This window comes from Spirillospora sp. NPDC049652 (assembly GCF_040675125.1).
GTDB lineage: Bacteria > Actinomycetota > Actinomycetes > Streptosporangiales > Streptosporangiaceae > Spirillospora.
Genome location: NZ_JBFAOF010000159.1, coordinates 1 through 11,007, shown reverse-complemented (window position 1 = coordinate 11,007; position 11,007 = coordinate 1). Strand labels below are relative to the sequence as shown.

At 72.4% G+C, this 11,007-nt stretch carries 11 protein-coding genes; 4 read left to right on the top strand and 7 right to left on the bottom strand.

The genetic code is table 11. The features are described from left to right. Positions 1-42 precede the first annotated feature (42 nt). Entirely contained in the window at positions 43-828 is a 786-nt protein-coding gene (locus AB0J52_RS13675; protein ID WP_500181906.1) for an acetoacetate decarboxylase family protein, read from the bottom strand. Positions 829-987: 159 nt separating this feature from the next. Between AB0J52_RS13675 and AB0J52_RS13670 the strand changes: the two genes are divergently transcribed. Next, positions 988-2,367, top strand: a complete 1,380-nt coding sequence (locus AB0J52_RS13670) for a glutamine synthetase family protein (RefSeq protein ID WP_500181905.1) — start codon at positions 988-990, stop codon at positions 2,365-2,367. 12 nt (positions 2,368-2,379) lie between these two features. After that, entirely contained in the window at positions 2,380-3,630 is a 1,251-nt protein-coding gene (locus AB0J52_RS13665; protein WP_500181904.1) for a cytochrome P450, read from the top strand. A gap of 114 nt (positions 3,631-3,744) precedes the next feature. On the opposite strand, the gene AB0J52_RS13660 is transcribed toward AB0J52_RS13665, so the two are convergent. Next, positions 3,745-4,965 (bottom strand): MFS transporter, encoded by a 1,221-nt coding sequence (locus tag AB0J52_RS13660; RefSeq protein WP_500181903.1) that lies wholly within the window; start codon positions 4,963-4,965, stop codon positions 3,745-3,747. A gap of 116 nt (positions 4,966-5,081) precedes the next feature. Here AB0J52_RS13660 and AB0J52_RS13655 point away from each other — a divergent pair, with 116 nt between their 5' ends. Continuing rightward, the gene (locus AB0J52_RS13655; RefSeq protein WP_500181902.1) at positions 5,082-5,987 is read left to right on the top strand and encodes a LysR family transcriptional regulator; all 906 of its coding nucleotides are present in this window, start codon (positions 5,082-5,084) and stop codon (positions 5,985-5,987) included. 50 nt (positions 5,988-6,037) lie between these two features. On the opposite strand, the gene AB0J52_RS13650 is transcribed toward AB0J52_RS13655, so the two are convergent. The 3 genes from AB0J52_RS13650 to AB0J52_RS13640 all read right to left on the bottom strand — a co-directional run bounded on the left by AB0J52_RS13650 (position 6,038) and on the right by AB0J52_RS13640 (position 8,086). Continuing rightward, entirely contained in the window at positions 6,038-6,457 is a 420-nt protein-coding gene (locus AB0J52_RS13650; protein ID WP_500181901.1) for a hypothetical protein, read from the bottom strand. Continuing rightward, positions 6,457-7,428, bottom strand: coding sequence for a hypothetical protein (locus tag AB0J52_RS13645; RefSeq protein ID WP_500181900.1), 972 nt, complete (start codon positions 7,426-7,428; stop codon positions 6,457-6,459). The genes AB0J52_RS13650 and AB0J52_RS13645 overlap by 1 nt, the downstream gene beginning before the upstream one ends. Positions 7,429-7,603: 175 nt before the next feature. Continuing rightward, entirely contained in the window at positions 7,604-8,086 is a 483-nt protein-coding gene (locus tag AB0J52_RS13640) for a hypothetical protein (protein WP_500181899.1), read from the bottom strand. A 172-nt stretch (positions 8,087-8,258) separates the two neighbouring features. On the opposite strand from AB0J52_RS13640, the gene AB0J52_RS13635 reads away from it, so the two are divergent. Then, positions 8,259-8,732 (top strand): hypothetical protein, encoded by a 474-nt coding sequence (locus AB0J52_RS13635; RefSeq protein WP_500181898.1) that lies wholly within the window; start codon positions 8,259-8,261, stop codon positions 8,730-8,732. 236 nt (positions 8,733-8,968) lie between these two features. On the opposite strand, the gene AB0J52_RS13630 is transcribed toward AB0J52_RS13635, so the two are convergent. Further along, positions 8,969-10,396 (bottom strand): aldehyde dehydrogenase family protein, encoded by a 1,428-nt coding sequence (locus AB0J52_RS13630; RefSeq protein ID WP_500181897.1) that lies wholly within the window; start codon positions 10,394-10,396, stop codon positions 8,969-8,971. A 19-nt stretch (positions 10,397-10,415) separates the two neighbouring features. Next, positions 10,416-11,007: PucR family transcriptional regulator (locus tag AB0J52_RS13625; protein ID WP_500181896.1), on the bottom strand; the 592-nt coding region annotated here is incomplete at its 5' end.

Genomic DNA, 11,007 nt, shown 5'->3' with positions numbered 1-11,007 from the left:
GTGCCGGACGGTCTCCGGCACGCCGCTTCCGCGCGGTGGGGGTCAGGCGAGTTTGCGGCCGCCGTTCCAGACGACGCCGACCTGCCGGTAGTACGCGCCGATGACCTCGTCCACCCGGAGGGACGCCAGCTCCTCGGTCGGGGCCTCGAACAGCCGCAGCTCGGCGTCGCCGCGCCACGCCTGGCCCGCCTCGAACGACGACGCGCCCGACTCGACCAGCTCGTCCAGCGCGGGCGCTCCGCCGGGCTCGATGCTCGGCAGGTAGCGGTGGTGGGCCATCGGGTGGCCGTTGACGAAGCCGTTGGTCTCCGACGGCTCGCGCAGCGTCACGACGGCCTCGGCCAGGCGGCGGTCGGCGGCGGCGAGCGTCGCGCCGAACCGTCCGCCCTCGGCGATGCGCGGGGCGGCGCCGCCGAACGGGTGCGGACGGGTCTGGTGGATCGAGCCCAGCTTCTTCGGGTAGCCCTGGTGCAGGCCGCGCGCGATGGCGAAGTCCTTGTCGACCCAGATGTAGACGCAGCGGGAGTACGTCCGTCCCTCGAACGAGCACCGGACGACGACGAAGCACTCCTTGTACTGCGCGCGCACCGGGTCGAGCAGCTCCTCCTGCGAGGACGAGCACGACTGCCAGTCCGCCCAGATGACCGCGACCGCGCCCGGGTCCTCGTCGGCGAGGGACAGCGGGGCGGGCAGCAGCTCGGCCACCCGGGCCGGGTCCGTCCGGTACTCGACGGTGAGCAGGTCGCCGGAGTAGTGCCACGGCGGGCTCGGGATCAGCGACGAGCGGCCCGTCGCGGTTCGGGGGTGCAGGAAGCCTCGCACGTCCATGCTGCTCCTTCGGATGTTCGTTTGGGTCCGTACGTTATCGGCGGGTCCCGGGCATGGCCAGAGGCCGGGACTGATTTCGGTCATCGGAGGGTCTTGTCAGCGCTTACTTCCGTTCCATATGGTTTGGGCTCAAATGACCCCCCGTGAGGGAGTTCGACGGTGAACAACCCACTCGACGCGGCCCGGGCCGGCGGCATCGCGGCCCAGGCCGAGCAGGCCGTGGAGCGGCTCAAGGCGGACGGGATCGACGTCGTCCGCGTCGCCTACCCCGACCTCATCGGCACCGAGCGCGCCCGGGACGTCCTGGTCGAGCGCCTGCCCGCCGTGATGGAGCACGGGCTCGCGTTCTGCCGGGCGGTGTACCACACCTCCCCGATGGGCGACGTCGTCCCGGTGCCCGAGGGGCTCGGCGCGGGACTCCCCGACATCCGGATCGTCCCCGACCTGGCGACGCTCGCCCCGGTCCCGTGGGAGCCGGGCGTCGCGCACTGCCTCGGGGACGCCTACGAGCCGGCCGGCGAGGAGCACTGCCCCGAGAGCCCGCGCGAGGTCCTGCGCCGCGTCACCGCCGAGCTCGGCGCGACCGGGCTGACCGCCGTCGCCGGCCCCGAGCTGGAGTACTTCCTCTGCGAGCCCGACCCGCAGAGCCCGACCGGGTGGAAGCGCTACGGCGACGCCCCCGGCAACGTCTATGTCGCCGGCCGCAAGGGCGACCCCGACGGGCACCTGCTGTCCACGCTGCGCCACCTGAAGGCCTACGGGATCGGCGCGACCATGGGCAACCACGAGTTCTGCGGCGGCCAGTTCGAGATCAACCTCGACCACTCCGAGGCGCTCGACGCCGCCGACCGCGCCTTCCGGTTCAAGTCCGCCGTCAAGGAGCTCGCCCGGCACGACGGACGGCTCGCCACGTTCATGGCCAAGCCGTTCAACGACGAGGGCGGCTCCGGCTTCCACGTCCACCTGTCGGTCTGCGACGAGGACGGCGGCAACGTCTTCGCGGACGAGGCCGGCGAGCACGGCCTGTCCGACACCGCGCGGCACGCCATCGCGGGCGTCCTCACGCACGCCCCCGCGCTCGCCGCCCTGTTCAACCCGACGGTCAACTCCTACAAGCGGTTCGGCCCGGACACCCTCGCGCCCTGGCTGATCGACTGGGGCCTGGACAACCGCAGCGCGATGCTGCGCATCCCGCCGGAGCGCGGCGCGGCGACCCGCCTGGAGGTCCGGCTCGGCGACGCGACCGCCAACCCCTACCTCGGCATCGCCGGCCTGGTCGCCGCCGTCCACCTCGGCGTCCGCGACAAGCTGGAGTGCCCGGACCCGCTGGAGGGCTACGGCTACGACGCCGAGCGCGCGCCGCTGCTGCCCGGCGACCTGCCCGCCGCGCTGGACGCGCTGGAGGCCGACACCGACCTGACCACCGTGCTCGGCGAGGCGTTCGTCCGGGCGTTCCTGACCTACAAGCGCGACGAGGTGGAGCGGTTCCAGCGGTACGTCACCGACTGGGAGTTCCGCGAGTACGCCTACCACCTCTGAGAAGGAGCTCCGTTGACCACCGCGACCTCCCTGGACCTCGCCGACCCGGACCTGTTCCTGGACGGCGCCACGCCCTACCGGATCTTCGCCGAGCTGCGCCGCGCCGACCCCGTCCACTGGACGCCCGAGCACGACGGCGGCAGCGGCTTCTGGTCGGTGACCAAGCACGCCGACATCGTCCGGGTCGACCGCGACGCCGAGACCTTCACCTCCACCAAGTTCGTGAACCTGGAGGAGGTGGACGAGCGGCAGGCGAGTATCCGCCGCTCGCTGCTGGAGACCGACGGGCCGCGCCACCACGCCCTGCGCCGCGTCCTGCAGCGCCAGTTCACCCCGCGCGCCGTCGCCGGGTACGAGACGTTCCTGCGCGGCCTCACCGCCCGGACGCTCGACCGCGCGCTCGCCAAGGGCACGTTCGACTTCGTCAAGGAGGTCGCCGCCGACTTCCCGATCAACGTGCTGGCCCGCATGATGGACGTCCCGGAGGACGACACCACCCGGCTCATCGAGTGGGGCAACCGGATCATCGCCAACCAGGACCCCGAGTACGCCGACGTCGTCATCCACAGCGCCGAGTCGGAGAAGTACAAGGACCTGCCGTTCCGCTCGCCCGCCGCGCTGGAGGTGTTCGAGTACGGCCGCGAGCTGGCCCGCCGGCGCCGCGGCGGCGACGGCGAGGACCTGGTGTCCAGGCTGGTCAACGAGACGCCGATGGACGGGCAGCCGCTGTCCGGGCACGACTTCGACAACTACTTCCTGCTGCTGGTCGTCGCGGGCAACGAGACGACCCGGCACGCGATCACGCACACCATGCGCGCGCTCATCGACCACCCGGAGCAGGCCGACCTGCTGCGCTCCGACCCGTCCCTGATGGAGACGGCGGTCGAGGAGTTCCTGCGCTGGGCGTCCCCGGTGTACCACTTCCGCCGGACGGCCACCCGCGACGTCGAGCTGCGCGACAAGACGATCCGCGAGGGCGACAAGGTCGTGCTCTGGTTCGCCTCCGGCAACCGCGACGAGGAGGTCTTCGGCAACCCGGACGTCTTCGACGTGACCCGCACCCCGAACGACCACGTCACCTTCGGCAAGGGCAGCCCGCACTTCTGCCTGGGCAACGCGCTCGCCCGCCTGGAGCTCCGGGTCATGTTCGAGGAGCTGCTGCCGCGCCTGGCCGACATCCGCCTGGCGGGCGACGTCCGGCGCGTCCGGTCGAACTTCGTGAACGGCATCAAGGAGATGCCGGTCACCGTCACCCTCGCCTGACGCCCCCACGCGCGCCTGAGGACGGGCGGCGGGCGGTGAACCCGCCGGCGACGCGAGAGGGCGGGCCCGCCCGCACGGGCCCGCCCTCCGCAGTTGTCCTGGGGGGGGCTGGGGTCAGTTCCGGGCGCGCCGCGCGACGACCACCGCGATGCCCGCTGCGGCCGAGAGCAGCACGGCGAACCAGAGCAGGGACGCGTGCAGCCCCACGTGCTTCTGCGCGACGGTGAACGCGATCGACGGAAGACCGAGACCCACGTAGGCGACCGCGAAGAAAACCGCGAGGACGCCCGCGCGCGACTCGCGCCGCGCGGACTCGGCCGCCTCGGCCAGAGCCGCCTTGAACAGCAGTCCCGCGCCCGCGCCGGTGATCGCCGCCGCGGCCAGGAACTCCCCGAGCGACGGGCGGTACACCGACAGGACGGTCAGCGCGAGCCCCGCCGGGAACAGCACGACGCCGACCCCCGACATCCGCGTCCCCGACCAGCCGCCGGCCGCGAGCTGCACGAGCGCGCTCGCGGCGAACAGCGCGAACCCCGGCATCCCCGCCACGAACACCGACGACTCGCCGAGCACGCCGCGCACCATCACGGCGCTCAGCGACGAGAAGAACCCCATGACCGCGAAGGCGGCCGCGCCCGTCCCGGCCGCCCCGGCGAACACCGCGCCCGCCCCGGGCCGGAGCCCGAACCTACGCGGCGCGTCACCGGTCCGGTCGGCCTTCGTCACCGTCTCCGGCACGTCCAGCAGGATCGCGGCGGCGAGCGCCGTCATCAGCACCGCGAACACCACGAACGTCGTGACCAGCGGCTTCGGCGCCCACTCGGCCAGGACGCCCGCGAGCAGCGGCCCGAGCGCCAGCCCGCCCAGGTTCGCCGCGGCCGCGACGACCCCCGGCAGCGGCGACAGCGGACGGTCCGGACGGGCGCGCTGGTGGAGGTCGGAGAGGTACGCCGTCGCGGTCGAGGCCATCAGGCCCGTCCCGACGCCGTTCAGCGCCCGCGCGACGATCAGCGCGGGCAGCCCGTGCCACACCACGAACAGCACCGCCGAGGCCGTCGTGACCAGCAGCGCCGGGATGATCACGACGCGCCGTCCGTACCGGTCCGACAGGTGCCCGAGCAGCAGGAACCCGGCGGCCGTCCCGACCACGATCGCGGCGAACGCCACGGTCACCATCGTCGGGCCGAACCCGTCGCGCTCGGCGAACAGCGGCCACAGCGGCGTCGGCGCGGTGCCGAACGCCATCACGGCCGCGAACGCCGCCGCGGCGATCCAGAACCCGCGCATGTGGGTGGCGGGCTCCGTGCGGCTGCGGGTCAGGGAGACAACGGGCATCTCAGCTCCATTCGAACGGGGACCTCTTCAGCCAACCAAGCCGCCGCCGCCCTTCCCACCCCCTACAGCGCAGAACATTGAGATACCTTCCATCTCTTGCAGAGATAATGGTTCCCATGGAACTGCGGCACCTCCGGCATTTCGTCGCCCTCGCCGAGGAACGGAACTTCACCCGCGCCGCCGGACGGGAGCTGATCGTCCAGTCGGGGCTGTCGTCGTCCGTCCGCGCCCTGGAACGGGAGGTCGGCGCTGAACTGTTCGTCCGCGGCAGCCGCCCCGTCCGGCTCACCGCCGAGGGCGCCGCGCTCCTTCCGGCCGCCCGCCGGGCCCTGGAGTCGGCCGAGGCCGCCCGGCAGGCCGTCCAGGACGTCCGCGGCCTGCTCACCGGCCATCTCCGGATCGGCACCTACCCGATCAACCCGCGCCTACTCCCGCTGCCCGCGCTGCTGGTCGCCTTCGCCCGCGCCCACCCGGCCCTGGACGTCTCCGTCCGCCAGATCCCCGGCACCGGCCTCGCCGCGAGGGTCGCGGGCGGCGAACTCGACTGCGCCCTCTTCGACCACATCGGCCCGCTCCCGCCCGGCCTCCGAGCCGTCCCCCTGGTCTCCGAGGAACTCCAGGTGGCCGTCCCCGCGACCCACCGCCTGGCCACCCGCGAGTCCGTGACCCTCGCCGACCTCGCGAACGAACCCTTCGTGGAGACCGACCCCGCCTGGACGACCCGCCAGCGCACCAACGCGGCCTTCGCCGACGCCGCCGTCCCCCGCCGCGTCGTCTGCGAGGTCGCCGACTGGCAACTCCTCCGCGACCTGGTCGAGGCGGGCCTGGGCATAGCCCTGGCCCCGCCCACCCAACTGACCCCGAGAGCCGACGACGCCGACACCGTCCGCCTCATCCCCCTGGCGGACACCAAGGTCGAGCGCCGCCTGGCCCTGGTCCTCCCCACCACGGCATCCCCAGCCGCCACCCGCTTCGCCACCCACCTGACCACCTGGACGAGGGTCTCTTCCACAAACCACTGACCGCGCCCCGGAGAAGCCCTCAGGAATCGCGGTCAGTCGCTCAAGCTCGGTCAGTCGAACAGCGCCTCAGCGTGCCCGACAAAGGCGACCTTGCGAATCCACACGTCGAGGACGTCCAGATCAACGCACTCGCTGATCCGGACGGCCGCCGCAGGTGGAACCTCGATGTCGCGCGCCCGCAAGACCACCAGAACCGCCTGGGCCAGGCTCCCGGCCCGGGCCCTGTCGTCGGGTTCGTAGAGGTCCTCGGCACGCTCGACAAAAGCGACTTCACTCAGCCAGATCTCGAACTGGTCCGAGTCGGCGCAGCCGGTGATCCGCTCGACGGCTTTCGTCGGCACCTGAAGCCCTCGCGACTCCAGGACCCTGAGCAGTGCCTCGGCCTGCCCCTGCGCCATGCCCTCGGCTCGGCCCTCGGACCAGATCCCCTTGGCCCAGTCGCTCTGCGGCCGGTAGACGGACCTGTGCATCAGTCCGCGGTGGTCCCGTCGAAGAGCTCCTCGACGCGCTCGACGAGTGCGACCTTTTCCAGCCACACCTTGATCACGTCCAGGTCGGTGCACGCGGTGATCCGATCGGCGGCCGCAGGGGGAACCTCGATCCCGCGTGACCTCAAGAAGGCCAGCAGAGCCGTGGTCTCGCCCTCGGCTTTGCCCTCGGACCAGATCTGGCGACCCCAGTCGCTCTGCGGCTTGTAGGCGTCCGTCTTCATGATGGCCTCCAGGGTGCGTCGTGCGGCTTCCGACAGGTGGCCCAGCACGTAGTCATAGTACTTTCCCCGAAAATCCTCGTTGGTGACCTGCAGGGCTGCGGCCATCGCCTCCAGGACGGGTGGTCCTCCTTCGTCGGCGTGGGCCGGCGCCGAGAGGAGGACCCATTCGGGATGTTCCTTGGCCTGGACGGGATCGACGATCGGCTTGAGGTCGTACGGGGTGTAGGCGAGCACCGCCAGGTCGAACCCGGGGTGACCGGTCTTCATGGGAGCGCTGACGCGCTGCGCGATGGACTGGGTCGGGCAGAGGGCCATGATCGTCGTCGGGCACCGGAAACGCCGCCGGATGCTGGTCACGTACTCCGGCCACGAGTAGGAGATGCGTTCCAGGTCTTTCTGACCGGCGCTGCGCTGTACCTCGTGAACGATCGCGCGCCGGGGGTTTCTGGCGGATGAGCCGATCAACGAGATGTCCAGGGAGATCTGCTGCGGCCCGAGGTCGGTGACGGTCTCGGGCCCCATCTGCCAGCTCAGGTCGTCCGGCACGTCCAGGCCGAAGACGTCGGTCGCGACCTTCCGGGCCAGCTCAGGCCGGTTTCGGAAGTATTCGAGAGGAATCTCGTGATCTTCTGAAGGGGGCATGTGGTGAACGTTAATGGTGTTCGAGTCGACACGTTGCGCGATTTTGGCAAGTGAGCCACCGAATGCAGTTTCGTTCGAACAAGCCATCGCTATTATTGCCCATAAAGTCTGGAGCGTCCGTATATGTCTACTCGAATGGCGGCGCCACGGCATGGGGGCGAACAGTCGAACGGAGCCGGGCGGTGTCGATGATCTCGGCGACGTCGTCCAGGGCCGGTCCTCGGAGCTTCTGCTCGTGCCGGGCCATGCCTCCCCATTCTCGTTAGGAGTGGGAGAGAAGGCGTCGCATTTCGTGGGGAGGGAGGGAGGGGTTGGACGCGGCGGATCGCGCCACCTGAGGGTCTTCGTCGTTGAGCAGGGTGACGAGGGCTTCCAGCGGGAGCGCGGGGTGGGCTGCGGCGAGGCGTCTGGCTCTGAGCTCGGGGAAGCAGGCCAGGAGGGCGGTCGGGGTCGCGTTGGGGTGTTGGGCGATCTTGGCGAGGGCCCTTCGTGCCGGGTGCAGGGCCACCAGGGCTTCCAGGAGGTCGGACGGGGCGTCGGAGTTGGACGCCAGTTGGGCCGCCATGCTCGGACCGTGCCGGACGAGCATGGCGCGCAGTCGGGATCCGGAGAGGCCGGGGTGGGGGGCGATCGCCTTGACGACCTTGGCGTCGGGGTCGTCCGCCAAGGCGTCGCGGATCGGGGCGGGGAGGTCGCGGCGGGTGGCGACGAGCATGCGGACGGCCGGGGTCGCGGAAGCCGCCATGGCCTCGGTCTCGGCGGGGGAGGCGTCCGGCCGCTTCGGGCGTCAGGTCGGCGCGGGACGCCAGCGCGCAGCGGAGCAGGTAGGACGGGTCGTCCGCGAAGCGCATCGCCGCGGAGGCGGGGGTGGACGGGTTCTCCAGCGCCCGCAGGCGCGTCACGTGGAGGGTGGACTGGTGCGAGCCGTCGCAGGCGGCGCCGGGCGGCAGGTCGCAGTCGAGGCGCGGGCAGTTGGGGTCGTGGACGAACGGGATCTCCTCGTTCTCGCACACCTCGCAGCGGTCGGCCGGGGGAAGGCCGTCGCCGGTGAGCAGGGACGCGAGGAGGGGCGGCGGGGTCGCCGGGTTGGCGGCGGCCCCGGCGCGGACGGCGGCGTGCGGGTGCCGGGCGAGCGCGGAGGCGACCTCGGGGAGCGCGATCCGGGCGAGTTCCTGGACGACGTCGGGGTCCTCGTCGCGGGCCAGGGTGTGCTGGACGTCCGCTGGGAGGTCCGGGCAGTCGGTGAGCTGGGCGCGGCGGACGGGGTCGGCGTCGGTTGCCAGGAGGCGGGCCCACGCGGGGAGGCCGTGGCCTGTGGACAGCAGCGCGAGGGCCGCGTCGGGGAAGGCCGCCGGGTCGAGGTCGTCCGGGTTCAGGGTCTCGCCCAGTGACCATGCGCACGACTCCTCGACGGCGATCAGGGCGAGGGCCTGCGCGGGGGTGAGGTCGTCGCGATCGGCCAGGGCGGAGGCGAGGGCCCGGGAGTTGAGCGCGATCAGGCGGTCCAGGAGGTCCGGGGGCAGCGACGGGTTGGCCGCCAGGCCGGACAGGACGGGCGGAGGCAGGGGCACGCGGGTCATTGTGGCCGACGGCGGGGGCCGCCCGAGGGCCCCGGCCGTCAGGGGGTTCAGAGGGGGAGGCCGGTGAGGACCATGATCTTCTCTTCGGTGTAGTCGGTCATGGCCGAGTGCAGGCCCTCGCGGCCCACGCCGGAGTCCTTGACGCCGCCGTAGGGCATCTGGTCGGCGCGGTAGGACGGGACGTCGCCGATGATCACGCCGCCGACCCGCAGCTCGCGGTGGGCGCGGAAGGCGGTGTCCACGTTCCGGGTGAACACGCCGGCCTGGAGGCCGAACTTGGAGTCGTTGACCTTGGCGAACGCCTCGTCCACGCCGGAGACCTTCTGGACGACCAGGACCGGGCCGAAGATCTCCTCGTGCAGGACCTTCGCGTCGTCCGGGACGTCGGTGAGGACGGTCGGGGCGTAGGTCGCGTCCTCGCGGGTGCCGCCCACGACGACCTTCGCGCCGGCCGCGACGGCCTCGTCCACCCAGGACTCGACGCGCTCGGCGGCGTCCCGGCTGACCATCGGGCCGACCTGGGTCTCGTCGTCCCACGGGTCGCCGGTGACGAGGGCCTTCACGCTGTCGACCAGCTTCGGCAGGAACTCGTCGTGCACCGACTCGTCCACGTAGACGCGCTGCACGGCGATGCAGGACTGCCCGGCCTGGTAGTTGGAGAACAGGCCGATGCGCTGGGCGGCCCAGTCGAGGTCGGCGTCCGGGAGGACGACGGCCGCGCCGTTGCCGCCGAGTTCGAGGGTGACGTGCTTGCGCGGCACCCGGTCGTTGATCGACCAGCCGACCGGGACCGAGCCGGTGAACGAGACGACCGGCAGGCGCGGGTCGTCCACCAGGTCGGAGGCGCGGTCGTTCGGGACGGTCAGCACCGAGACCATGCCGGCGGGCAGGTCGGTCTCGGCCAGGATCTCGCCGAGGACGAGCGCGGACAGCGGCGTCGCGGGGGCGGGCTTGACGATGATCGGGGCGCCCACGGCGATCGCCGGGGCGACCTTGTGCGCGGTCAGGTTCAGCGGGAAGTTGAACGGCGCGATGCCGAGGACCGGGCCCTTGGGGACGCGGTCCACGTACACCAGGCGGCCGACGCCGCCCGGCTCGGTGTCGAGCCGCTGCGTGGCCGGGGACCAGCGGCGGGCCTCCTCGGCGGCGAACCGGAACACCGACACGGCGCGCTTGACCTCGACGCGCGCCCACATGAGGGGCTTGCCGTTCTCGGCGGTGATCAGCTTGGCGATCTCCTCCAGCCGCTCCTCGAGGCGGCGGGAGACGTGCGTGAGCGCGTCGGCGCGCACGTGGACGGGCAGGGCGGCGGCCTGGTCACGGACGGCGTGGGCCGCGGCCACGGCCTCCTCGACCTGCTCGGGAGTGGGCACGGCGGCGACGCCGACCTCGCGGCCGTCGTACGGGTGCGTCACGGCAAGGGTTTCGGTGCCGGTCTCGGGGCGCCCGGCGAGCCAGAAAGGAGTCACGTCCATACCTCGACGTTATCTCTGCCTACTCGGGCCCGGACGCTCCGGTCAGGCCAATCGGGCCGGTCGCATTGTCCGTGACGGCGAGCGCCACCCACAGCTCGGCGCGGACGCCGGGGTCGTCCAGGTCGCGGTCGAGGAGTTCGGCGACGCGGCGGACGCGGGTGCGCAGGGTGTGGCGGTGGACGTCCAGGTCGCGCGCGGCCTCTTCGAGGCGTCCGCCGGCGGCCAGGTAGGCGCGCAGGGAGGTCAGCAGGGACGGTTCGGCGCGCAGCGGGGCGAGCAGGGCGTCCGCGAAGCCCTGGGCGAGGTCCGGGTCGAGGACGCCGAGGAGGCCCTGACCAGGGAGTTCGCCGTATCCGACCGGCTCGCCGACCCGGCGGGCGGCGGCCAGGGCGCGTTCGGCCTGGACGAGCGCGGGCGCGAGACCGGAGGCGGACGCGGTGGGCTCGCTCATCCCGACCGGGCCGTCCGCGAGGGCCGCGACCTGCCGGACGTCGGACGACGGCGCGATCACGACGACGTGCCCGGGGCGGGGGAGGGCCAGGCAGCGGTCGCCGAGCGGGTCGGCCTCCAGCGCGTCCACGATGCCGGTGTCCGCGCAGGCCAGGACGGAC

Excerpts from the sequence above, each read along its gene's own strand:
- AB0J52_RS13675 (WP_500181906.1), bottom strand. The coding sequence starts at position 828 with ATGGACGTGCGAGGCTTCCTGCACCCCCGAACCGCGACGGGCCGCTCG.
- AB0J52_RS13660 (WP_500181903.1), bottom strand. The coding sequence starts at position 4,965 with ATGCCCGTTGTCTCCCTGACCCGCAGCCGCACGGAGCCCGCCACCCAC.
- AB0J52_RS13655 (WP_500181902.1), top strand. The coding sequence starts at position 5,082 with ATGGAACTGCGGCACCTCCGGCATTTCGTCGCCCTCGCCGAGGAACGG.
- AB0J52_RS13650 (WP_500181901.1), bottom strand. The coding sequence starts at position 6,457 with ATGCACAGGTCCGTCTACCGGCCGCAGAGCGACTGGGCCAAGGGGATC.
- AB0J52_RS13645 (WP_500181900.1), bottom strand. The coding sequence starts at position 7,428 with ATGGCTTGTTCGAACGAAACTGCATTCGGTGGCTCACTTGCCAAAATC.
- AB0J52_RS13640 (WP_500181899.1), bottom strand. The coding sequence starts at position 8,086 with ATGGCGGCTTCCGCGACCCCGGCCGTCCGCATGCTCGTCGCCACCCGC.
- AB0J52_RS13630 (WP_500181897.1), bottom strand. The coding sequence starts at position 10,396 with ATGGACGTGACTCCTTTCTGGCTCGCCGGGCGCCCCGAGACCGGCACC.